20 protein-coding genes and 1 pseudogene are annotated in these 25531 nt (G+C 33.0%); 3 read left to right on the top strand and 18 right to left on the bottom strand.

Annotation, left to right across the window (positions count from 1 at the left end; all coding sequences use genetic code 11):
* Positions 1 to 77: 77 nt before the first annotated feature.
* Positions 78 to 182, top strand: a pseudogene (locus tag ACFSFW_RS19390) (IS1595 family transposase); the annotation flags it as partial.
* A 688-nt stretch (positions 183 to 870) separates the two neighbouring features.
* On the opposite strand, the gene ACFSFW_RS19385 reads toward ACFSFW_RS19390, so the two are convergent.
* The 10 genes from ACFSFW_RS19385 to ACFSFW_RS19340 form a co-directional block, all read right to left on the bottom strand.
* Positions 871 to 1530, bottom strand: coding sequence for a zf-HC2 domain-containing protein (locus ACFSFW_RS19385; protein WP_388040642.1), 660 nt, complete (start codon positions 1528 to 1530; stop codon positions 871 to 873).
* A complete protein-coding gene (locus ACFSFW_RS19380; RefSeq protein WP_388040641.1) occupies positions 1517 to 2011 on the bottom strand; it encodes an RNA polymerase sigma factor in 495 nt (164 codons plus the stop codon). Before ACFSFW_RS19380 ends, ACFSFW_RS19385 begins: the two co-directional genes overlap by 14 nt.
* Positions 2012 to 2380: 369 nt before the next feature.
* Positions 2381 to 3523, bottom strand: a complete 1143-nt coding sequence (locus ACFSFW_RS19375) for an AlbA family DNA-binding domain-containing protein (RefSeq protein WP_388040639.1) — start codon at positions 3521 to 3523, stop codon at positions 2381 to 2383.
* A 26-nt stretch (positions 3524 to 3549) separates the two neighbouring features.
* The gene (locus tag ACFSFW_RS19370; RefSeq protein WP_388040638.1) at positions 3550 to 5130 is read right to left on the bottom strand and encodes an LA2681 family HEPN domain-containing protein; all 1581 of its coding nucleotides are present in this window, start codon (positions 5128 to 5130) and stop codon (positions 3550 to 3552) included.
* 582 nt (positions 5131 to 5712) lie between these two features.
* A complete protein-coding gene (locus tag ACFSFW_RS19365) occupies positions 5713 to 6141 on the bottom strand; it encodes a YhfM domain-containing protein (protein WP_388040637.1) in 429 nt (142 codons plus the stop codon).
* A gap of 113 nt (positions 6142 to 6254) precedes the next feature.
* Positions 6255 to 8345 carry a TnsD family Tn7-like transposition protein gene (locus ACFSFW_RS19360; protein WP_388040635.1) on the bottom strand — a complete coding sequence of 697 codons (2091 nt, stop codon included), beginning with the start codon at positions 8343 to 8345 and terminating at the stop codon, positions 6255 to 6257.
* Positions 8346 to 8369: 24 nt separating this feature from the next.
* Positions 8370 to 10214, bottom strand: coding sequence for a TnsD family Tn7-like transposition protein (locus ACFSFW_RS19355; RefSeq protein WP_388040633.1), 1845 nt, complete (start codon positions 10212 to 10214; stop codon positions 8370 to 8372).
* Between the two features lie 69 nt (positions 10215 to 10283).
* Entirely contained in the window at positions 10284 to 12029 is a 1746-nt protein-coding gene (locus ACFSFW_RS19350) for an ATP-binding protein (RefSeq protein WP_388040631.1), read from the bottom strand.
* A complete protein-coding gene (locus ACFSFW_RS19345; protein WP_388040629.1) occupies positions 12022 to 14181 on the bottom strand; it encodes a TnsB C-terminal domain-containing protein in 2160 nt (719 codons plus the stop codon). The genes ACFSFW_RS19350 and ACFSFW_RS19345 overlap by 8 nt, the downstream gene beginning before the upstream one ends.
* A complete protein-coding gene (locus tag ACFSFW_RS19340) occupies positions 14165 to 15016 on the bottom strand; it encodes a TnsA endonuclease N-terminal domain-containing protein (protein WP_388040628.1) in 852 nt (283 codons plus the stop codon). Before ACFSFW_RS19340 ends, ACFSFW_RS19345 begins: the two co-directional genes overlap by 17 nt.
* Before the next feature lie 190 nt (positions 15017 to 15206).
* Here ACFSFW_RS19340 and ACFSFW_RS19335 point away from each other — a divergent pair, with 190 nt between their 5' ends.
* Positions 15207 to 15710 (top strand): helix-turn-helix domain-containing protein, encoded by a 504-nt coding sequence (locus tag ACFSFW_RS19335; protein WP_388040626.1) that lies wholly within the window; start codon positions 15207 to 15209, stop codon positions 15708 to 15710.
* 1302 nt (positions 15711 to 17012) lie between these two features.
* A complete protein-coding gene (locus ACFSFW_RS19330) occupies positions 17013 to 17642 on the top strand; it encodes a phospholipase D-like domain-containing protein (protein WP_388040625.1) in 630 nt (209 codons plus the stop codon).
* On the opposite strand, the gene ACFSFW_RS19325 is transcribed toward ACFSFW_RS19330, so the two are convergent.
* The 8 genes from ACFSFW_RS19325 to spoIID all read right to left on the bottom strand — a co-directional run bounded on the left by ACFSFW_RS19325 (position 17637) and on the right by spoIID (position 25362).
* Positions 17637 to 18155 carry a hypothetical protein gene (locus ACFSFW_RS19325; protein ID WP_388040623.1) on the bottom strand — a complete coding sequence of 173 codons (519 nt, stop codon included), beginning with the start codon at positions 18153 to 18155 and terminating at the stop codon, positions 17637 to 17639. The genes ACFSFW_RS19330 and ACFSFW_RS19325 overlap by 6 nt on opposite strands.
* A 391-nt stretch (positions 18156 to 18546) precedes the next feature.
* A complete protein-coding gene (locus ACFSFW_RS19320) occupies positions 18547 to 18978 on the bottom strand; it encodes a hypothetical protein (protein WP_388040621.1) in 432 nt (143 codons plus the stop codon).
* Positions 18979 to 19115: 137 nt separating this feature from the next.
* On the bottom strand, positions 19116 to 21074 hold the full coding sequence (locus ACFSFW_RS19315) for an insertion element protein (RefSeq protein WP_388040619.1): 1959 nt from the start codon (positions 21072 to 21074) through the stop codon (positions 19116 to 19118).
* Positions 21067 to 21318, bottom strand: coding sequence for a hypothetical protein (locus tag ACFSFW_RS19310; protein ID WP_388040618.1), 252 nt, complete (start codon positions 21316 to 21318; stop codon positions 21067 to 21069). The genes ACFSFW_RS19315 and ACFSFW_RS19310 overlap by 8 nt, the downstream gene beginning before the upstream one ends.
* 335 nt (positions 21319 to 21653) lie before the next feature.
* A complete protein-coding gene (locus tag ACFSFW_RS19305) occupies positions 21654 to 22166 on the bottom strand; it encodes a hypothetical protein (protein ID WP_388040617.1) in 513 nt (170 codons plus the stop codon).
* A 132-nt stretch (positions 22167 to 22298) separates the two neighbouring features.
* Complete coding sequence (locus ACFSFW_RS19300) at positions 22299 to 23525, bottom strand: MFS transporter (RefSeq protein WP_388040615.1); 1227 nt, start codon at positions 23523 to 23525, stop codon at positions 22299 to 22301.
* Between the two features lie 147 nt (positions 23526 to 23672).
* Positions 23673 to 23831 (bottom strand): hypothetical protein, encoded by a 159-nt coding sequence (locus ACFSFW_RS19295; RefSeq protein ID WP_388040613.1) that lies wholly within the window; start codon positions 23829 to 23831, stop codon positions 23673 to 23675.
* 511 nt (positions 23832 to 24342) lie between these two features.
* The gene (gene spoIID, locus ACFSFW_RS19290) at positions 24343 to 25362 is read right to left on the bottom strand and encodes a stage II sporulation protein D (protein ID WP_388040611.1); all 1020 of its coding nucleotides are present in this window, start codon (positions 25360 to 25362) and stop codon (positions 24343 to 24345) included.
* Between the last annotated feature and the right edge of the window lie 169 nt (positions 25363 to 25531).

The following is a 25531-nucleotide window of genomic DNA, read 5'->3' as shown; positions in this document are numbered from 1 at the left end:
AGTCTATTGTTGATAATTTGATTTACAGGAACCTACGTTCTATATTAGGTTTAACTATTTAAAAGTAGGTGATGAAGGTGAGAGCAACTGATATTCTTAAAGCCATTCAAAAACTAAACCCAGCAGAAAAACACCGACTACGAGAGTATTTAATTGATGCTCTTACTGCATCTTCCTCGACCTCCCAGAACCGTGCTTGCGCTATTAACGACAAGGCTCCTCCTAGTTACCATTCACAAAATATAACTATTCTTTTAGAATCAGCTATTGCTAATTATGCTATCCTTACTAGTCTTGTTTCCACTTATCATTCCTACCTCTGTGTGTAGTAAATGTGTCCCTAGCAAGGGTGATAACTGGTAGCTAGCCTTTCCTCCATCGGCATTACCCAACTTCATTGGTACTACCCTGCTATCCTACTCCCTATATCGGCGTTTGGTTTCCTTACTTTGTATCGCTTGTACACCATACTCTTCTAACAAGAAAAGACCGATAGGGTCTCCCGAGTTGCCGTATCATATCAATGTGTAACGTGCCAAGGTCTATGACCCCAGAGAGGTTTCATTCTTCTTGCCATATACGAAGAATGAAATGTTGCTTTCTGCTGCAGGTAAAGCATCAGCCCTCTCGATCTACTAACATTATGGGGCTCTATCCCTTCAACCATTTGGCTTTCGGCCCGTCACCTAACTGTCTACGCTTAAAGACTAAAGTTACCCTTTAGCCCTCCAAGACTCGCTACGAGTGAATGGCTAGTTCTTACTCGACGGGAATCCCATCCGTTATATGATACGACCTATGCTCGGCCGCACACCTGCTTCGTTAGTTTAAAATATAAAAAACCAAATATGATTTCAAACATAAAATAAATTATCTCTCCCAAATTAATACAGCACGCTTTAAGATTGAATCCCAAGAATCTTTTCCAGTAGCGATCTTATGTTCATCGTAATCTACATAATAAACAGCATCAATTTTTTCACTTTCAGAAAACTCCCAGATATAATCCTGTTCATTAAGATTCTTCTCGTTATTAATTATGTTCCTTGAAGGGGAATCAGCAATTGTTTCTTTATAAGAGATAAAACTCACATTCTTTTTCTCTCCGTCAATTTCAATGGGCATTGGATGGGTCTCACTAACACTAGAATAACTTTTACCGTAATAATGAGAAACCAATTGATTATCATTTTTCATTTCGATTTCAATTAGATCTTTTGAGTATGGAATAACCCTTTCATAATGAAAAATATATGAAAAAGCTCCTAATAAAACTATAGCAGTAGTAAAAATGGAAGCAAATGAAATTATTACTTTTTTCTTACGCCATTTTTTATTTATCTGTTTTATAAGAGGGGCTTTAATTTCTGCTGGAATAAAAAGTTTACGTTTCATTGTTTCATATTCCCTTTGGCATTTTTCACAATGCTTTAAATGCTGGTCTACCATTTCTTTTGTATCTTGATTTACTACCTCATCAATATAAAGGGGCAAAACATCTTGAATAATTGTACATTTAATCTCTTTCATTATCCTTCTCCTCCATATACTCAATAATTTGTTTCCTTGCTCTGTAATAGGTCACCCTTGCCCATCCTGCACTTTTTGCAAAAAGAAACCCTATTTTCTCAAACGGTAACTCACCAAAAGTACGTAGTGAAAAGACCTCCTTATATGGCTCATTCATCGAGTGAAGAAACTGATGAACTGCGAAGGCATCTTCTTCATTCATCAAATGATTTACAATTTGCACCCCCATATCAGATTCTTCCACTATATCTGAATCTATTTGTCGTTTATTTCTTTTGTAGTGGGAGAAATATGTATTTTTTGCAATTGTAAAAAGCCACGCTCGAATATCTTTAGAACCATCAAATTTTTCAATTGCTTTTAACGCTTTAAAAAATGCTTCTTGCGTAATTTCTTCTGCTATACTCTCATCGTGACTTAATGATTTAATAAACAAATAAACTTCTTTAAAATATTCGTGATAGATTTCCTCAAAGTCCATCCCTATTCAGCCCTTTCACTTATATAACTTCTAGAATTCAATTACGTTACAAAAATATTTGAAATATTATAAGAAGGACAATTATGTTTTATCGGTTAACAATCTCCAAATGGTTCAAAATCAATCTAATTAATTTTCATTAAAATAAAAAGAGGCATATTCAAAAAAATATACCTCATCCTCCTCTATATGCTACTATCAATTAAGCACACCATCATTATAATATGTAATTAATTTTTATTAATATTTTTTCTCCGTGAAATATACCAATTGTTGAAAACTACATCAACTAAATGCCGGAAACAATTATGTAAGTGGGCTATTTGCAACGATTTCTTCTATTATATATCTACTAAGACTAATCCATCTTTAGAGCTTTTTAAAATCCTGTAATACCATGTTTAAAGCTAATCCTATTGCTAATCTATGTATACTTACCTTAGTTTCCCTTTTATCACCTGTATCTACAGTAAAATGGACTTGTTCTGCATCAGTAATATAAGTTTCTAAAGTTGTTAAGTTACGCTCCACATAAGACTCAAATGATATCTTTTCTTCTGTATTCTCAAAATATAGAACAACTTCATCAAGATTTCTTTTTGCATAAACTTCTTCCATATCCTCATCATCAAAGAAGAACTCCTGCAGTTCATAAGCTATGCTATCTTTCAAATAATACTTGTACGAGTATTTGTGATTGATACCCCATTGATCACGGCCGACATACCCCCACTGAGGTATTGGTGTTTTAAACCTTCCGCTATCTAAAATTACTAATTGAAAATCATCTAAAATCGTTTCATTACACATGATTTTCAAATTTTTATACATGAACTTAGAGTTTGTCTGGGAGTATACATAAAACTCCCCTTGTCTTCTATAGTATTCATCGTCGTCATATTCTTCTACAAGCTTAAACTCTGGTTTATAAATATTATAGTGTGTTCTGTTGTTTTCAACCCATTCAGATTTGTTCTTTAATCTATTTACTATCTGTTTCAATGGTGGTTGGGTTAAGCCAAGTCGTTTCTTCCATAGCATTTCAATCTGCTGCATATAAGCATTTTGACTAATCGGGGTATTCTTATCTCCAATTCTTGTGTATATGTACCCTTCTTTAATATTGCTGTACCTTTTGCTCTTTTTCTTTAAGTAAAAAGGTACACTATAAGAGTTTAATACTGTAAGGATATCAATTTCCTTATCCTCAATTTTAATTGTCTCAACCTTTATTTCCGGAATATTATCACCTGCAAAAACTGTGTTGGAAAGTAAATCTAGTATTGATACTTGCTTAACTCGGTTTTCATCATTAAGCCCAATAATCTCACCATCATCCGAAACTCCTATAATTATATAGCAATCTCTATCGTGCACAGTATTTGCAAAACTAAGAATGTCATGTAGCAGCCTTTCATTATCCTTATGCCACTCTTGTTTAAAGTCCCAATAATCACCTTCAGTTCTTTTGCTAATTAACTTATAAATTTTCTCCTCAATGTTACCTCTCATCACTAACCCCTTTATTAAACAGTGTATTAAAAAAGCTGTTTCCAATCATCATCGTAACGATCCATAGACATTGGCATTATTATTTCGTCAGAATACTTGTCTTCTCTTTTACGTAGTTCTTCAAGATGAACTGCCATTGACAACAAAATAATCCCTTCGCGCACATAAGTAAGTAGCCTCATAGCTGCATCTTTAAATTCATCAACGGTTATCGAATAAGCCAAAGGATCATCTCTATTCTCCCAAGATTCTTTTGTTATGGGATACAAAACACTGTCGTGAACTTTTAAATAACGATGCTCCAGATGGTGGCGAATTTTCGATATATGTTCAATTGCAGGTTCTATATAGTGATGCTCTATCTTTTGCTTCCCTATATCTTTACATAACCAGTAAAGTCCGATTAATGGAAGGTTAAACGTTTCCTCATCTGTCATCCTCGACTTTAAATTCACTTTTAAGTTATATGAATTTTTTCCTTTTCTAATTTTATCCTGCCATATAGAACGGTAGGACACATCCCTTTCCTTAATCCCAATTTCAAAATACTCATTTACAAAAAATGCAATCCGATCAATTAAGGAATATAAACTTCTATAGGAATATTTCATTTTCTCTATTGAAATACCGTAAGCTGGGTAATCTAATGTATTAACAAGGTGAACATCTTTATCTGAAAAATGGGCTCCTTTAGAAGACAAGGCATCATATACCATATATCTAGCAGACACAAATTCCTGTTTTATCTGATTATATAAACCATGAAACCTTGGTACTTCGTCAATTTTAGTAACGAAACTAGGTAAATGAAGGATATCAGTTGCAGAGACGGAATATGGAAAAGCATCATTTAACGTATTAAGAAAAAAGGTATTTTCAAGACACCACTTCCGATATCCTACTTCTGCATCAGAGTCCCCCAATGAGTATTCATCAAATTCATACGGTTCCTCTAAAAATTCAATCGGGTAAAACTGTTCTAATTTAGCGACTAAGCCCTCATAGTGTTTATAAGTATATTCTTCAATATTATCAAATTCCAATACTTCTTTTAATAATTGATAAGATTCATTAGCAAGAACAGATTGATGTCCTTTGTCATAATCAAATGTAGCATAGTCCATTAAAAAACCAGCAAAGTTCCCAATGGCAATCGGAAAATCCCTTCCCACACCAAATTTCAAATAAGAAAGTGCCTTCATAAGCCTGCCACATTTTTGTAGCAAGTTAGCATAGTTAGTGTATGCCATTAATAGATATGTAGTAAAATACTGACTTTCTTCTGACTCTTCCTTCAAATCTGCTTCCTCTTGATACAAAGTTAAATTTTCAATAGATAATCGAAACAATAATAAACACATCTCAAAATCTTGTTCGTTATTCATATCACGAGAATAACGCAAAGCATCCTTGAATTCTAGATGTATATAGTTGCTGTATGATGTCGCACCATGATAAGCAAGAATCCCTTTCTCAAGAAGGTTGTACTTTCCAGATTCGACCCATTTCAAACAATCCTGAGCTATTCTTTGTAAAGTGTCTGTATCTTTTTCATCAAAGGCTCTATCAGCAAATATTCCAACAGTATGCACATTTTCATTAACCATGGATTTTCCTCCTCATCATCTATATCTAATATTTTACAATATTAATAAACAAAACTGATGGTCTTAGTCAGATTCATTGCTGCTCATTAATTGTCTACTACATAATACAAGAGTTAATCTGACCGGTTTGCAGAAGCCCGTCCTTATTGAAAATCAATCAATTTTTTTCAATATTGACAAATGAATGTCGCTTCTCCCAAAATACACTATATATAGTGTTGTTAAGAAAGGTCTAAATACTATATACTGAATTTATTTTCTACATTTAAAAATTCCTTAGAAAGGTGGGTGTCATTATGCTAACGGAATTTAGTAAAGCTAGATTAAACAATCAAATACATTTGGGTAAAAAATTAACTAAAGCTTGAACTAAAAAAGCCGAGCAAGACATTAACAAAGAGCTTAGTTAGATTAAAAGACAAAAAAAGAGCTTCTAATGTGTTGCAGCACATAGAAACCCCTAAACAGGAATATTGAATGACTTTATAGTAACTTTTCTACTAAGTAGTCTTCTTTCATTGCGTTAGACAACGCCATTTGTTCTGATTTTGAAGAGCATAGAAAAAGACCTCATACGAAGTCTTAATTAAAATGTGATTCAACTAATTCAATCAATTTAACAGTCATCTCTTCTGAAACAGTATAAATGGTATGCGTGTCTTCTGTTTTCATAAGTGTACTTCTTTGCCCTTCATCGCCTATCCATAAATACAAACTAATGCGATTTTCTTTATCGTAAATGACTTCTAAATAATATTCGGGGTCAGCCATATTAACGATACCTTCTTCTTTTACCGCACTTGAAAAGACATTTTGAAAGACACTAAGGGATTCATCATCATCAAAGGAAATTGATTTGGAAATAGTGATGCTTGTAAAATTACTGTCAATTGAAAGTTTTTTAGAATGATTAACTGTTTGTTCATTAGTGATATTTTCTTTTGATTTGCAACCCAAAAGAACCAAAGTCAATAAAACTAAAGATAACGCTATTAATATTATTTTTCTCAAATATAGTACCTCACATGATTCTAAATTTTTTTCTAAAGCCGTGAATTCGTCCTTCTTCTAAAATTTCTTCCTTTAGTTACCTTGTATTCTTCATACTTCTAGGATATAACAAATTAATTCAAAGTCTTTAACTTTGCTATAAGAATTTCTTTCATCCTATCAGTTATTTGTCTATATGATCTTCTATAAGACATGACTATATCTAATGTGACTTCCTCATAATTATAATAAGTTCTTAGTTGCTGAACTATTGCAGGTAAATGTCTTATTTGGTATTGTTCCTTCGTTTCAGCACTTTCCGTTAATGCTTGGTCTGTCAAGGGCAGATGTTGTATGTATGACTTTATTCTCCCTCTTTCCTTGGTGGTCAGTGCACCCATAATAGTATATCTTGCAACTCTTTTATTAGGGTTAGATTCAATTAGCTCAGCTGAAACCTTCTTAACACGTTGTGCCAAAACTTGATCTACTTCATTCCAGTCAAATTTTATTATAGATTTAGAAGGTGGTAATTGTTTTTCCAACCATTCCTGATCATTTTTTTTAAGCCAAATATATGCCGTTTTACACTTTTTTTTGATTTCACTTCTCATTAATTCTCTATTACCCCTTATTACTTTTAATAAGATAGAACGATATTTTTCTCTATTTAATTGGAAGTTTTCTATTCTATTAAATTTTCCTGTAGATTTAGAAGGTGGTAGATTTTCTTCAAGCCACTGCTTATCATGTTGTTGTAACCACGTATACGACGCTTTACAATTATTTTTTATTTCACTTCTTGATAATTCCTTACCATTATCTAAAACATTCAATAATTTATTTCGGTGCTTTTCCTTGATGATCTGCATTTTTTCATTTAATACAAATACAGCAACTTCCTTATTGGGATTTACTTGATTGATATTACACCCCTTATATTTTTGTTTTACCACATTTTTCACAAAATAATGTGAGCAATACAACTTGTCTACTATATCCGCAATAGGTAACCCACTTTCCCACAAAGTAAGTATCTTTTCCTGTTTTGAATCTAGATGCTTTAGTTTCCTATGCTTAGCTTGTTTTTGATCTCCTCTTTGATTCCAATTTATAACATAACTAGTATCACAAAAACTACAAATAAAATTTCCTTTTATCTCCCCTGACATATAGGTTCTTTCACATTGATGTATAACATCTTGTTTATATTTAGGACAATACTTATTTTCACAACACCATGGGCCTTTTCCAAAAGGGATTTCACAGAGATAAGGTTTACTATCCCTTATAAAACTCTCAACAGATCCAGAAAGAAATTGAATATAAAGAAGGATTAGAGGTAAATTAATAACTAGTTTAGAGCCACGAAACAAATTATCCAGTGTGTTATGTTTAGCTAAATAATTAATATCTAGTCCAAAGTCTGTAACAACCTCGGATGAGTAATAATTCATAAAATCCTTTACTAGCTTTTTTGTCATAATACTATTTCCTGTTTTACTAATATATCCTTTAGAATTAAGCTGTTCTAAGAATCTTTGTTCTACTAACCATCTACTAATCTTTCTAGAATTATTTAAAATATAATCTAAATCTTTTAATATACTTTTTTGAATATCATCACTTATTCTAGGTTCTCTTTGCCTATCATAATAATTATGGTGTCCGTTTTTGCAATGTTCTATTAGTGGAGAATACTCTAAAGAAACTCCACATTCTTTGCAATGAGTAATCAGTTTGTTTGAGTGTTTACTACAAGTATGAATAAAAGCATATTGATGTTCACGGTGTATATAGGAACAACCATAACTTTCCGTATCCTCTTCGATACATGATGGACAATACCTTATTAAGTCAGACATATTCTTTCCATATTTATTGCCAACTAATTTACCTACACTGCTATCCTCCAATGCTCCACCATTGTACAATTCCTCTAAAATTTTTGAGTGATGATGTTCTGGTATGAATGGTAATATCGTTGGTAAAATAGTATTATTGTAAATCAATGAATCAACAGTAATATTTGTTGTTTTTGGTAGTTTTGTTATTAAATTTGTCAATGCTTTTGGAAAAAAGGAAAAGTTATTCCTTATTCCAACCAACTCCATATTCGTATCAATTATTTCAGAGTTAAATGAACTTTGATGGTACCTATAAAAAATACTTCTGAAATCCTCATTAGGAAATGGAGTTGGGAAAAATGCAGATAAACTATCCATTTTTATTCCCCGCTTTGTTAATATCTAATGATCAGACTCTGTAATTAAATCTTGATATTTTAATTTAACATTCTCATTCAATGGCTTATTTAAGCCTGCCTCTTTTAATAACTTCCAACCCTGTACTTTGAAGCCTTCCCTTTGCAATTGTTTTGCTGCCCAAACTAAACGCCTTATTTGGAATTGTTCTGTAGTCTCGATTATTCCTTTTAGATATTTATTAGTTTTAGTTAATTTGTTTAAACATGTGTGAAGGTAACCCGCTATATCCTCTTCCATATTTCGAGATAACTCAGAAACAGTAATTCTTTTAGGTCTTTTTTCATTCTGCAATAATTTAAATGCCATTTTCACTCCACACAAAACAACATCATCTCTTTTTTCCCAATCAACAATAGAATACGTTTTTTTATTTTTTTTACTTTGGGTTATGTTTTTCTCCAACCAATCTTTATCATGTCTGTATAGCCACATATAGTCTTTAGAGTTCAACTGACGTACAGGAATATTATTAGCTTTAGCATCCTTTAAGGAAGCCATAAAACGCTCTCGCCTTTTATTCTTTTCTAACTTGTTTTCTTTATCTTCTTTATCCTCTTGTTGTTGTGTTCGAGAGTATGAATACTTTTTTACCGTCGTAGGGTCTACCTCCAATAACCTGGCTTTTTCCCTCAACGATAAACCCAGTTGGTTATACTCATTTAATTTTTCTATCCAAGTAACACCAAAAAGTTTTATTCTTCCTATTCTATATCTGTCCTCCGTAGATTTATCTGGACCTTTTCTTGAATATATGAACCCACAGGAGCATTCAAATGTACCCACAGGCAACCCGCTCTTGGAATCCCTCGTAACAAGACATTTATTTATAGTGTTTTTCATATAATGTCCTGCAGCCTTATTAAGACAAGGCCATGGTCCTTCTCCAAATGGGAAGTCAACCTTTCTTAATTGTTCCTCCTTAGTTATTTTAATACCTAAGAAGAGCTGAATAAGGATGTGTTTGAGAGGATGAGAACCTGAATTCTTTCCTCTTATCATCTTGTGAAACCAAGTGTCATCACTATTAGCATCAATATCGCAATTAAGATACCCAAGCAAATCACTAGAGAAAAAATGACAAAAATCATTTATCAAACTCTTAAACCTAATTCTACCTCTAGCAGTTATATATCCTCTTTGATTCAAACAAGCCTTATAACTTTTAGAAATACCAGAATAATCATTTTCTGCAATTTTTAGTATTTCATATGATAATTCTGCTATTACTATCAAAATACGTTTCCATTTAGGATTAATTAACTCTTTCTTTGGTTTTTCTAACTCAACTTGAATTAAGGGAACATATCTGAATTTATGTTCGCGCGTAGGACTTAATATATCAGTCTCCACCAATTCAACCTTATGGATAGGGCAAAAAATAACACCTGGAATTTGATGAGACCTATGCCAATATGGTTCTTTGTAACTAGTAATATCCTCAGTTACACATTCCCTACAATATCTAAGATATCTTGGGCGTTTCACTGCTGAAGAAGCTAATCCCAATGAGATATGGACTTCTCCCCAAGGACTACCCTCAGACATTAAGTTAAATATTTGTATAGCCTTTTCTTTTGGGAGAAAAGTTGAGTAATAGGCGTATAATGTATGATCCCGAATTAATTGCTTTACAGTATATATATTATTAATCTTATTGGACAAATATTTAACGTGAGTTGGGAGATCTACCGTTGAACATACTAATTTTTCCTCAAATATATTATTTACTGAATGTTTATGGGCAAAGTTGCCCGACATTAAATGGTATCTTGCAATCCCACTATATAACAGCTCGTCAGGGAATAACGTAGGGAAAAAAGCAAGCAATCAAATCACCCTTTCTAATTTGATTGCTATTTTTCCCTATATTTAAATACTTATAACTATGTTAGCGATTTATATTATTAATTTATCAAGGTCATCTTTAATTGGTACATTACCCATATCCGCAAGTTTTGCGTAAATTTCTTCACCTTCAACATTTTTGCTTTCAACGGCGTTTCTCAAATCATCTTCATCACGCCACTCAGTTCCTTTTTTCCCCTTTGGCTTAGATTTATTAGTTTTACTACCACCTTTTTCCGGAGATGAATTAATAATCTCTGTATTACTAATATACCTATTAACTTCACTAACCACTTGATTACGTAGTTTTACAATATCTACTTCATCCTCATTTATCTTCAGCAAATTCTGGGAAATGCTTTCCGCAACATCTGTTGGTGCTCCAAATTCTATTGCAGTTTTAACCAACTCAATATATATATCTTTATCATGTTCTACTTTTTCATCTCGTGTTAAACTCTTTTTTATTTTTCCTTTCATACTAACACTTTCCTTCGATTGCTTTAAGAATAGGTCTAGTTCGGTCCAGTTTGGGTATAAATCATCTACTAGAGCATGTTTATCTGGATCGTTATTCTTTAGCACTCTTAGCAAAGGTTGAACAAGTCGCATATGTCTGTTAGCAACGGATTTTAACAATCCTACTGTCAACTTTTCATTCTCTCCACCGTTATCAATAGCTTCCCACTGTGCTAACATATAAAGTTTCACTGCTATATCTATGATTCCTTGAGAATTCTCGTACATTGCTCTTTTTAATGGCTCAGATAATTTTGTTTTTTTAGCAGTCCACTGATATTGCCAAAGGTTTTGCAAGAAGAAGTCCCATTCTACACCTTCTTCCAACCGGTCCATTATCAAATCCCCCTGTCCTGTACTTCTACGTGCTTGACTAAATGAACCCGATAATAGCCTCATTGCCTTAAATGTTCCAATTAATACAACTGGGACTCCTATTGTATTAATTAATTGCGTAAAATAATTTAACATTTTTTCAGCACCACCACTTTTGGCGAAGCTTAAGTTCTGAATTTCATCAATTACTAATACACCAAGTCCATGAAGAGTAGCGATATGGGCCATTATCGGAATCAAAATATCTACTGATGAACCCTTTGAAACGAACTTTTGAAAATAATTTGTTCCTAAATTCGAGTCAACTGCTTGAAAGAAGTTAAAACATAACCCCTTTATTGAACCATCAAAAGGACAATTCAACTTAAGCCAAACTAGCTGTTTACGAATAAATGGCTGGTCCTTATACATCGAATGATGAATTACTTGCGGATATAGAAGTAGTGAACTTTCAATCGATGTTGTTTTTCCTTGTCCACTTACTCCTAAAATTGCGAAACCAGCTGCTGTTGAACGAACACCCGCTAAATTAAATCCTTCTTTATCTACACCTTTTTCAAGAATATCTTCAAAACCAATATGAAATTGTCTAATATGCTCAGGCGAAAAAGGGTTTCTAGCTTTATAACCATGGCGCACTAATCTTGACAACCTTTGTTCCACCAAAAGATGTGTAGGTAAAGGCTCAACGTAATCTGAAATCTGCTGAACTAAATGTAATCTAGTTTCCTTTCCTAACGCTCGATGTTCCTCGGTATAATCAGGAAACTTTCCAATTTTTGAAGCTACATAATCTTCTTCAAATATTGGAGGTAAAGCTTCGATATACGGATTATCCTTGTAGGCATGTATAACCTGTTCTAAATACTCTGCTTCTCTCTGACTTCCAATTAACGATGGCATAAACTGATACATAGATTCTAAATGCATTTTTTTAACCATTCGATTTTTCTCCTCCTTTTAGTCTCGATAAAAATGAAAGCTTTGACTTTGGTTTATAGATCTCTATAACATTAGATTCTGACATTGCTGGTTCTTCTGTTGGAACTGATTTTCCTAATTCAAAACTTTGAACTTTACGTAATTGATCTCGTTCTCCTTTTTGTCTTATCTTGATACCAGATTGTCTCTTGGTATCCGAGATTGAATTATCCTTATTTTCATTAAAGCGAGTCTCTGCCCTATTTTTAATTGCCTCCAGCTTTGTATGAAGCGAAACTTCCTCCTGAAGTTGAGATGAAACATACAACTTTGAAGCTATTTTCTCCTCATACCGGAGCATTTTAACCTCCTCCAAGCTTAAGTCTTTAAAACGTGACGACTTATCCAGTAGGTGACACTTGATAAAGCCCTTCCCGTCCTCTGTCTTTATATATACGAAATTCATGCAGCGTCTATCATATGCTATAATAGTTTTAATAGATTCACCCTTTACAAACCATCCTTGTTTTTCTAATTCTCGTGATCCAAAATACATACCCTCAAAATATATCCCTTCACGATTTGCGGTTACCTTTGCTTCGGGCAATACATTTAATCGAACAATATCTGGATGCACTTCCTTAAGAAAGTGGTTATGAGCTAATCCCCAATTCCATATGTTTTTAGCTATCGGTAGCACTTTATCCTTACTCATGGCCTTATCTAATGGATAGTGTTCCATATGGTGATAATTGTTCCGATGTAGTATCATTTCAATAATCATTTTTGTAAAATCCTTTAATGTCAGTTTTGCATCAAGGACATATTTTGGGCCACCGCGCTTCTTATATTCTTTTTTTACAGCTCCAGGCATCCAAGATTGGAGAGTAGTATTTAAAATGTTAAATTGTGTCTCAACCAATCCCTTAGCATCTGCTCTATACGGAGGTGCATTCTTTAGTTTAATACCAAGTGAGTTTCCTAATGAATCTGCACTTTTGCTTTCCATCTCACCACGGTCTGCAAAAAACGCCTCTGGCATGTGATGACATGGCCAATCTTCTTCTTCAATAGGAACATCATACTGGGCACAAAATTCAACCTTATTCATAACAGTATTCTCAATTGCCATCATAACTCCTTGCCATGACGGACCCTCGAATCCAACATACAGTCCTACAATCATATGGGTGAACACGTCTATTACAATATAAACAACGGGTCTTCCAATAATCTGATTTGAATCATCTGAACTCACAAGATAAACATCAGCAATAGTTGCATCCACTTCAAAGATTTCTCCTGGACCTGTAGCTTTTCTTGTTTCAGATCCTAACAGTGGTCTAAAATCTCTATTAAAACTCACCTCACCTTCTCTGGCTATTAGTTTCGTTTTATGCTTGTAATTGGCACGAATATGGTACCGTAGTTGATCAATACTAGGTAACAAGTAATCAGGTGGGATTATAGGGATTTCTACACCATTTCTTATTTCCGTTTTGATACCAAATCTTTCTTTAAGCATTACAATGTATGTGTATTTTACAGAATCTCTTCTATTAACCTTTAAATAAACCTTACGTATGTATTCATCAAAAATTTTTCGCATACCCTCAGTAACGATAACCCCTTTAAATTCTGGATTTACATCCGTAATCATTCTACTCCTTCCCATTTTTTCCTTTGGATTTTTCTTTTTCCCTCGTCCTCCACACTTCCTAAAGCGTGGAAGCAAAGCATTAACCATTTTTCCTCCCGTCCAATAGTATCTAAGATATTTATATATGAACTTCTTTCCTTTACCAGTCTTTTCACATAATTCCTTTATTAATTGGTACCTTTCTTTAGGGTCATAAATATTAGGCTCAAGTTCTACTATATCTTTGATACAAACCCAAGCATTATCCCTAATCTTAATCTCTTTTTCAGACAGTTTCTCTTCTGGAACCATGAACTTTGAATAAGGATCATATTCCAATTTCAGTATTTTCCCCTCTTTTTCTTCTCTTTCCAATGTTGATAAAACTTTTAAATTCGGTAGTCCTTTTTTATCTATAATAGAAATTGTAACTGCTGCATCTTTTTCTCTATCAATCCATAAAACCCTCTCACAATCCAATAGTTTAGCTTCATCATCCATCGTTTGAAAAATGTTATTAACAAATATACTCATCTGACTGTTCCTCCTTAAAATTATTTGTAGCCAATATTCTTAATGGTTTTAAAGTCGGCAGAATTCTCTTACTCATTGCTACTTCCCAATAACGGTTTGCAATTAAATAACGAACTATCTGGATACAAGTTCCTTTTGGTAAACCGTACTGACTATCAGCATCCAATGTGACTTTTGCTAGAGGCTTGTCTCCTTTTTGCAATTCCATAAGAAGCAATGGCTGAATTTCCATAATTAAATCGAGAGTTATTGGATGATATAAATCATCAATAAATCTAGCAGAATGAACCCATTCTACATTTTTTACAAGATCATAATTAATCTCGTTCTCGGTAATTAATGCCCATTCAATCCCTAAATCTTTAAAAAATTCCTTTTCAATTTGAAACTTTTCAATCACTCTTTTATTTAATTTAGAAACTGGTTTTATTGTATGTGCAATAAAACGGTATTCATCACCATCCTTAACAGTTAGCAACATATCTGTAGTCATAATAATAGGTTGTTTAGTTTTAGGATCTACAGGATGTTTAATGCCTAATTTTTCTGCAATAAACAGCGTTTTTTCTAACGGCAATAAAGGATATTGTTCTCGTATATCAATGACATCTGCTTCCCATTCCATTTGATAAAAATGTGCAAGTTCGTAATGTTCCGACAATAGATGGTGCAACCTTCCACTTTTCCAACCTTTTATTCGCGTAACCACACCATGAGATGGGACATCATGAATCGTCAGCCAAGGTTTATAGTTTGAAAAATGCCCTCTTCCCCTACCTTCTTTTATCCTCCTTTCAATTGATTTTGCAGACATTTCCCTTCTACGTTTTGCCATTCTTATATACCTCCGAAATAAAATTTGTTTTGACTTAGCTATTTGATTTTGTAAATCCTGCTTTTACAAACCAATTTATAACACATTTAAATTTGACTATCAAACACCCTCTTTGTAAAATTCACTTTTACTTTCTCTAGGTTTTGTGGTATGGTTTTTTAGCGTAAAACGGAAATTGGAGATGGTAAATATGGAAAAATTAGGAGACAGAATAAAAAAATTACGACTAGAATACAATTGGACTCAGGAAGAACTGGCAAAAAGGATTAATGCTACAAACAAACAGGTCATATCAAATTGGGAACGAAATATTGCTAAGCCCGAACTTAAACATTTAGTTGCATTAGCTAAAGCTTTTAGAATTAACTCAGATTACTTATTAGGCCTTGATAAAAGAGTCCGTTTCATGCACCCTCAAGGTGGAGAACATGATAGACGAGGTAAACATTGGGACTGGGTATTTCAGAGTTCCTATGATCTTATAGAAGTAATAAATTCGGATTATAGATTTAGATTGAATAACCGTTACTTAGATAAAAAAGATAAAGAGTTTATTACTTTTTATATAAAGGATTTATACAAAAAGATAGAAAGTATAAGAGTTGAATATGAAGAACAAATTCATGATCTTGAAAAAGAAATAGATGAATTAAAAGGTATCAAGCAAACTGATTTAACTAACCCTTTGTTTTAACAAGCGCTTTATTCGTTCAAAACGATAGACCCCTTTTACATTTTTTTCAAAAAAGTCTATGCAAATTTGACAATTTCGGACCGAATTTTTCACAAAAAAAATTTAGAAATCCTGAATCAAAGATTATTATATCCGCATACGGATATTTTATTATAATTTTTATCGTTTTATTTTATATTTTTTTATAGCAATACTTTTGAAAAAATACATTTTGGATGGGCTTGTAAATTGTTTCATTTAAAAATAAATAAATTCTTTAATACTACCAACACTCTCTTTAATATCGCCTGTTTTCTGAAATAATGTGGTTTTGGAATAAAAATTAGACTGATTGTAATCATCTGATAAATATCCTTATATATGAAGGAGTGAGAGAATGCACTGGAAAAATATGCGATACTTTTACCACCATTTGTTCTTATAGGTCTGCTTTTAATCTTTTTCCTACCAACAGGTCAAAAACATTATGCAATATTATTTGCCTTAGTGTTTTGGGCATTTTATTATGCTTGGGTTTACATCGATAAGAATAGAAAAAAAGATGACATTGAACAATCTTCAGTTAAAGACATCCACATATAAGACCTAAACCAATAACGGGTTCCGTTTCCTTTCTCAAAATCTTTATTTACAAAATAAAATGTATTGCAAAAAGCACCACAATTTGTGGTGCTTTTTGCTTAATAAAATAGTCCAGTCACTAAACTGAACTATTTCCTATATTCATTCAACTAAATCTCGCCGTTTGCGGTATATGTTTATTTTAACCTTTTCGTTTTATAGCCTCGCTCGCGAAACCTATAATACAAATTATAATTACAAAAGGAATAACAATCGGTATTACGGAACCAAGGAATTCCATAACTTGTCCTCCAATCTTCTAAATTGGTATATATTTATGCCGCAAATTGTTAATTAGAAGTAGATTGCTATCAGTTTTATAAGTGTTATCGTTTATATATATAATATCTTTCTAACTATACGCCCTATCGGCAATTCCAATCCTCTCGGCAGGTGTTTTATCGACACCATTTACCTTGATTGTTTCACAAAAGTTATAGTAGATTCTCAAGATAATAACTGCCATTTAATAAACAGTAACAAATACTACTGATGTTAAAAAAATTTTACGGAAAGTCCGGTACATGCGTTAAAAAATAAACAAGATAGCAAATTCCATTCATTCATCCCTTTAAAATATGAACAAGAATTCCCTATAAGAGAACAAAGAAATACTCTAGAAACTTGTATGAATAGGACAAATCTCCTTGTACATAACAATGGATTAGGGGGTGTTCGAAATTGGATGCAATTACAGTCTTTGGTGCATGTACCGTAGGAGCTTCAGTTATAGGTTATATACTTTTTAAGAATGGAAGACAAACCAGGCATACAACTAATACTCACAATATGTATGATTTAGATTCAACAGAGGAACAGGATACTATTACCCTTGATTATGCCTTTACAAAAACACATAAAAAACCTGATCAATTATTGATAAAATTAATTGACCAGGCAAAAGAAAATATTGATCTCGCCGTATATACATTTACAGACAAAGGAATATTACAAAGAATTATTCAAGCAACAAACAGAGGAGTAAAAGTACGATTAATTACAGACCAAAGGCAATCAGTGAATGCATATGGACAGGATGATATCTTAAAACAACTCATGTATGCTGGGGTTCCTGTTAAAGAAAACAACCATAATGGTTTCATGCATTTAAAAATTGCTATTGTGGATTCTTCTGTTGTTTCGGTTGGCTCATATAACTTTACAAAAGCTGCAAAAGAAAAGCATGATGAGATTATAGTAGTGATTAATAATAAAAAGTTAGCAAGCGAATGGACAAAGCACTTTGATACAATGTGGAATAATATTAGTAATTATCGAAGCAGAGGAAAAGTTGTACCAAAAGTTTCATGATCTATTTGGCTGAGCGACTACCCTTAAGATTGATAGAGCCATTATAATTAAAATAATAAAGGCAACACCAAACATAAGTGCATGAAAAAGACCATAGAGAAGATACTTGAACCCACTAATACAAAATAAAAAACCCATAAAACATACAACAAAAATCATAGCTAACTTAATCAATTTATCCAAATTAGATAGACTTTTCCATTCATTAAACTTTGTATAAATAATTACTGCAAATACAGAAAATATGGTTGCCAAAAGATACATTAGCCCTGGAAGCCAAAAACTTCGACTTACATTATAGGAGGAATTGTACGATTGTGTTTCTAGATTATCAGTAGCGTCTTTCAGGGGAGCGGTAAAAGTTGATACGGCATCCTTAATCGCATCCGATGCTAAATCTGTAAAGTTGGTTTCAATGGGAGAAAAATATTTACCTCCAACAAACGCAAAAGTAAAAGCCAATAAAACAAGTCCTAAAAACAAGAAATCCTTAAACCTTCCGATAAATACCATTTAAAATAGACCCACCTTTCATACCTGTTATAATCCATATTTATTCATAGATAATCACAATTAGGACAAATATACTATGTGATTTTTAGTGTTACAAATTACAAGGGAGCTTAGGCATATTCTTTTTGTATCCGGTTAATCTTAAAAAACACATCTGTGAAACTTTCGATAACCGATGTAGCACAGATGTGTTTTTGAAAGTATTGTGGTGCATACTCGGCATAAAAAAACGCATGGTTTTTTTCTAACGGGTTCGGTTCAGGGAGAGAAAATTAAAAATCACAAATGGATTTATGAGTGTTTTAGTGACAGTTTCAACATTAAATTAACATAAGAAAACGCAAGGAATTAGCATCCTTGCGTTTTTATGTTTATATGGCTTCTTTCTAACCTATTCCCAATCCAAATCTAGGTTTTCAATTGTTTCTAAATAATCGGTATCGCTAACTATTTTGTAGATACCAGCTTTTTTTCCGTCAACTATATCAATGAGATTTTCAGTTTTATTTATCCCCACAGCATATCTATAACCATCAACATAAATAAACATTGTATAATTTGGCACGACATTCTCATTTACCTTTTTGAGTTTCACATCGGAAAAGTCTTTTAAAATTTCGGCTACCAAATCCTTATCACTTAAAGAGACTGAAGCCTCATTACCTGACTTTCTAGAAATATCAATGTTTTTTATTTCATCTTGGTTTATTTCATCTAAAATAACTTCTTGAAAAGTTGTATATTTCATCCTATCCGTGATATAAAAAATACCAACAATAACTACTAAAAAAATTATACCAGAAACAATGAACTTTTTATTCATATGATTCCCCCCTTGACTCTCTTTCATTTGTAACATTTAAGTTTAGAAAATGTGTAAATATTTAGTTATCTATAAATATATTAACATAAATTTCCGAATAACCTCAAAAAATCATCCTATTATTTAAACAGGATGATTTATCTTAAATAAATTATATCTTTTAACGAAAATTGTTTATCTGTTAATCCTAATCGTTGTGCAGGTGTAGCAATAACCTTTTTCTTTCCTTCTGTTGTTTCATAGGTTAAACAAAAATTGTAATAAGTTCTGAGAATGGTAAGGGACATTTGAGCATACTTGGGGTTGAAGTTCGAATAAATATAGCTCTTGCCATCGCCACGAGCAGTCGTCAAAGGTCTTTCTAGGATAGATAGTCTCCTCCTGATATTTTGGATGAAAACGTTTGTCGCATTGTCATTAACATTTAATATGAGTTTAGCAATATCTTTCGGTTCTAGGGAAGAAAGGTCTGTTTTGCAATCAACTGAACGAAACCCTCTATCTGGCGTTGCTAACGGGTGCTGTATCGGATTGTTCGCATAGATGTTATAGCTGCTAGTTCCAGAAGATATTTCTTTATGGAAGCTGTGTGTTTCGAACAAATCACACAAATAATAATACGCTAAATTCCGTAATGAGTTTGTTCCAAAATCTCTCAAGGAACCCCATTCAATTAGGTCGAACTTTGCTTGTTTGAATTCTTGTTGTGCTTGTTTTCTAGTTTTCGTTTTATCTGTTTGACATAAGAAATGGTGAGCATCGTATCGTCTAAATTCATCCGAAAATACTCGATATATCGCAGTCATAAGTGATTTATCATCGTCAGTGATAAAACGCCATTCAGAAGCCTTTACGAGTTGTTTTATTAGCCACATATGAGCGATTGTGGTATAGGTTTGATGAACGTGTAATCCATTCACATATTTATCTCTTTGATTAAATTTAGCAATGTCATTGTCGTACTCTGATTTTGTCTGGGTGTCATTCTTTGACGGGGGTTGCGGATAATGGCTGTATTGACCAAATCTTGCGTGTTTCTTCGCAAAATCGTTTAAATGGTCTTCTTTTAATAACACTGTATCAAGTGCTATATCAGCCATCGCAATTTCCCAATCATATGCTACATCTGACCGAAATACATACCTTGATAAAACATCAGCAGTTACAACGACATTCGTTGGAAACTGTGGTTCTTCCGTATCCAAGAATCTGGAACCACCTTGACCTTTTTGACGAACATTGTTCAAGTGATAGGTCATTTTATCTGTGTTCAACCATATTTCTTTAAACTCCAATCCATCAAACTTCTTGGTTTCATTTCGTTCCAAAAATTCAAGGCAATTATGATACAAAAGTTCCAATTTGTCATAATAAGTCCCTCTGCCAATCTTAAGCATTTCGCAAGTTCTTGTGATTGGTGTTCGGTTCAATAGTTCCTCAGCAAACCTAGGCATTATTTCACTTCGTTTTTGTTTATAGGTAGTTGTTTGAACCTTGCTTGGCAAAATGTTTGTTTTCTTCTTGCAAACTTTGCATTGCCAAACTTGAGCACCAACTTTACTTTTTCCTTGTTTATAAAATCCCTCTGGCGAACCAAGTGGCGTTAATTCTTCAGTCGGACAGCCACTTTTATGAAACTGGTAATCAGGTACAATATCTTGGACTTTATTTATTGTAGTTAATCTTTCAATTTCAATAGCCACTGACCAATTTGAAACAGTAGAAGTATTACAATTTAGTGAGATACCTCTTGTAGTATCAATTGGGTCAGGGTTGCATACAAGGGATTTATCTGTTCCAGAACGACTCAATCTATATCGACTGGGCTTGCTTTTTACATTTTCAAATTTCTTTTGGGGTAATCCACACCATTTACAAAATGGATTCGCACAATGATTGAATTGTATTTTATGTGTTTGACCGTCCCAAGTGAATGTTACAGGAACAAACAGAAGGTCTTTATATTTCGTGGCAAATTGCTTCGGGCTTAAGACATTATAATCCTTAGCACGATTTGCTGTTTCCGTATTCGTGAGTGGAGAATAAACCTCGACTATATTATCTTCTTTTGTGACTAATCGTTTTAATTTAGCCAATCTTACTCTCCACCAGCATTTCTTCCAGTTCAAGCTGCTTTACAATCCTTCTATTGTTTCGTTTACTTTCAATCCATTTGATGAAGTTTTCATCCTCAAGCAAGTTACGAAGGAATATATCGACGATTTCGCTTTCGCTATATTCCGTGTATTCGGAGTAATATTTAACGATTGCCCTTGTCTTTTCAGATAACTTCCAATCCACTTTTTCTACGTTTTTGTTCTTTGGTTCAACGAATTTCATCCTTTTTCACCTCGAATTATTAGCAAATATTCAACAAAGCAATTAGCAGAATTTTAGCATAGGTTTTAAACGGGTTACAATATTTATTGTAATGCCAATAATTAGTATGTTAATTTTTGTGCTAATTTATACGCCAATGTGTAATAGAGGTTGGTTTTATTACAAAAAAAGAGAGGTTAATTCATATGCGAATTACCTCTCTAATTACTTTGTTATTTAATGTTTTCTCTCCGCCAACCGAACCCGTTAGTTTTTTTCCATGCGTTTCATAACTTTATATTATGGTTCCTAAATTAAAGGACCTCTTGTTTGTCGAATGAGTTTAAATCAGTTGTCTAATTTTTAGAGCATTTTTCCCAATCAAAAGGCTTTAGTTCGAACATATTGGCTTGTACTTCATCTACAGACATAACAACCCAAATACTACCCGTTTTATATAATTCTTTTTTTACATTGTTTCCATCAATTCTTTTGTACAGAAAATAGCCTTTTTTTCCCTTTAACCCTTTCTCTAAGAATAATCGCATTGAGCCATTACTTGTACCTACAAATAAATGCTGTAATGATATCTTATCAGAATGTTCATTAAGTTTATCTCCTACTTTTAAATTCAAGTCAGCGTGTGTAAATTCTTGATATCCTGATAAATCTAAATTATAGCTTTTAACAATGTCTTTTAACACTTTGTTATCAAATTCTTTCCTTTTCTTTTCAAACTCCTCTACACAAATTCCTTTAGGGGGCTTTCCTCCATTGGTGGTGGCTGATACAGTTACAATATTTGTTCCATAAATTATGAAATTAACCACAAGTAATAATAGAAATAGTCTTTTATTCAATTTATTCATCACCCTATATTATGTATAGGCGTATTTTTCCCAATAAAATTGTAACTATCCATCTTAATTTAACCTACTTATTATAACAGTATGATTTTGATTGTATTCATCGTTTAGAATGAAACAACAGCAATCAAGCTGCTATGAATTAAAATCAACAGTAGATAATTTCTTTTTGTTTGCCTTAACTAAAGTAAAAGATAATATCGCAGAAACAAGGATTAGGATAGAACCTAGTATATAAACAACACGAATTCCAATAAAGTCAGCAATAAAACCCATTAGAAAAATGGATATACCCGATACAATTGATAATAGAATACCTTGAGATGCATACACTTTTGGTAAATGTTCGGGCTGAATATTTACTTGAAAAGCAGTTTGTTGAGCCACATCCCTGATTTGATAAGCTGGACCCATTAGTACACAAAGTATCAGTGCTAGAAATGGAAGGCTTGTAAGTCCGTATATTAGAGTGAAAATACTAAAGAATAATGAGCCAAATGCCATACTAACTATTAAGTGTTTTTGAATTTTCTTAGCAAGTGATAAGGTTATTATTCCACCAAGAATAGAACCAATATAATAACTAGCATTTATAAAACCCCACCATTGTTCCCCTTGGTTTAAAGCTTCTTTTACATACACTAACGTAATAGCCCCAATCCAAATGGATCCAGCCATACCTTCGATAACATCCATTAAAGTAACCATTCTTATAGTTCGGTTTCTCCATAAAAGGATCCACCCTTCTTTCATTAGTTCCCATTTGGATTGATTTTGCTTTTGAACTTCAACGCTTTCAGAAATATATCTTGTTGTAATTAATAAACACAATACGGCAAACCAAAACAAAACTATATTAAAAGTTAACGTCGGGCTATGCCCCCAATTTATTACAGCAAATCCAGTAAAGCTATAACCAGCTATTTGAACAGATTGAGTTGTAATGGAAATAAAGCTATTAGCTTTTACAAGGTTATCTTTCGGAACAATTTTAGGTATAACAGAATTAAGAAGAGGCCCCCCCAAACCTGCTAAAAAAGAAATTACTAAAACAAATAAAAGCAGAACATAAATATGATCAGTAATTTGTCCAAAACCTAATAGTAAAAGTGTAAGCAGTATAGCTTTTAGACATTGAAGATTTACAAATAATTTGGAATAAGAGAATTTCCTATAAAGTAATGGTGATATAAACCCTGCAATTAAAGTAGCCAAGGATTGAAATAAAGGAAATAAAGAAGCGATTAATGCTGATGAAGTCTCTTGATAAATAAATGTTGTAATCACCATTACATATACGACATCAGCTAAGGCTATACTTGTTTTTGCTAACCAAAAACTAGAAAACGGTATTCTTTTCACTACATCACCCACTGATAGATATTTAAATTCTATACAGACTGTCCTTAATTAATATCAAATTTTCATCCGTTTACATAACCAAGAGTTTACATTACTATGCCTCTTGCTTTACTAGCCTATATCAATACTTGTGAACTTTTAGTGCTACTATTCCCTCTTTTCAACAAATAACAAGATTAGTGTCGCCAATGGACCTAATACAAGAGAAAGCAAAAACCAGTTTAATCCCGTCCTATTCTTCCCTTGTGCAAGTGCAGCATTTATCAACGCCAGCGTACCCCAACCTACAAAATATTGATTCTCCATCATCTGTCCTCCAATTCTTATATAACTATACTGGTCCTTAAAAGAAAAATCGATTGTCCTGATTTACATCCGCTACCCTTTAGTGATATACCCTTGATTATTATAAGTTCACTGAAGCTAACTTGCTCCTCATATATTTTTGGTGATTATCCAACTACCGCTATACTTAGAACTTTACCTTCATATATTCCAAAATCGGGACTTTGGGTGCGGGTAATGCAAAAAATAATATAATTGCAAGAAATGTAAAAACGTACTGTTTTCTTTTTATTAATTTCATAAATATCTCCTTTATTAAGTAGAACAACAAGATTGTTTACCAATCTCTCTACCAAATTCCTTCCAATTAACATTTCAACAAAAGTAGCGTTAATCCTTTTTTGATTTCTCTATCGAGTAAACTCACATTAATTATAAAAAGCCTAAATCACTAGTGACATAGGCTTTTAAAAGAATCAGTGAACCTCGTTTACTATCTAGTAGACTTTGCATTTCACATATCTACTTTCATTTATTTTTTAACAGTCAACTTATTTAGAAAACTATCTGTTGATGATATCTCAACACCCTGGTAGTAATAAGTAATGATTTCCTTATAACTTTTACCTTCCTTCGCCATTCCATTAGCACCATATTGGCTCATCCCAACTCCATGGCCGTTTCCCTTTGTTTGAATGACGATGTGGTTGCCTTTACGCTCCCATGTGAAATCGGATGAACGAAGTTCCAACGCTGTTCGTACTTCTTTACCGGTAAAAGCCTTCCCTCCGACTTCAACTTTTGCGACACGATTGGTTTGTGTTCGGGCTATTATTTTTCCGATATCTTCACTTTCTCCAAGCTTAATCTCCAATTTTTGTTCAAATTCTTGAACTGTCATTTCTGTTTGAGCATGAAATTTATCATTATGTACATCCCAAGGACTTGGTACGCTTTTTAAATATGGGTATGGGTTTTTATAGTAATCTTCTGAGTTCTCTGTGTATCCATTACTCATTGAAAAAAATTGTGCGTCTATTGGTGCACCATTATATGTTAAAATTTGACCTTGTGTTTCATTTACAGCTTGTTTAATTTTATTAATTCTCCAGTCATATTCCCCCTTCCATTCGGCTTTTAATTCTTCAATACTTTTATATACTTGATGATTTGTTGTGTCTGACACGTCTGCACCATTTGGCACCTTTACTTTTTGATCACTTAACATGTGTCTGACAACGTATGTTCTTGCTGCCAACGCTTGGGCCTTCAATGCCTCGATTTCAAACTCAGTAGGCATTTCTTTTGCCAACACCCCCACTACATATTCTTCAAGTGGTACATTTTCAATTTTTTGTGCGCTAACACGATGAACAGCCACTTCAACTGTTAGTCCTGATGCGATCTGTTGTGGTTCTGGATTTGATTGCTGCTCTTCTTCCACCTTTCCTAATTCTTTACCAGAAAAAGGAATAACCAGTACAGAAGGTATTATTAAAATCATGACAAATAGTACAGAAACTAGTAAAATAACTGGTTTTATCTGTTTCATGAAACTTAGCCCCCTTAGAAATAGATTCATCTATATATCAATACTATGGGGGTGGACAAGCATTTATCACTTATGCATTGAAACATTTTGAAATATTTACCATGATTGTAAATCGGGGTGTATTTTAGGCTTTTTGTACTAGCTATGAAATTGTTTGTCGAGGAGATTT

The sequence above is a fragment of the Ferdinandcohnia salidurans genome, from assembly GCF_042680725.1.
In the GTDB taxonomy this organism is placed as follows: Bacteria; Bacillota; Bacilli; order Bacillales; family Bacillaceae_L; genus Ferdinandcohnia; species Ferdinandcohnia salidurans.
This window is presented reverse-complemented; position numbering and strand designations above follow the sequence as displayed.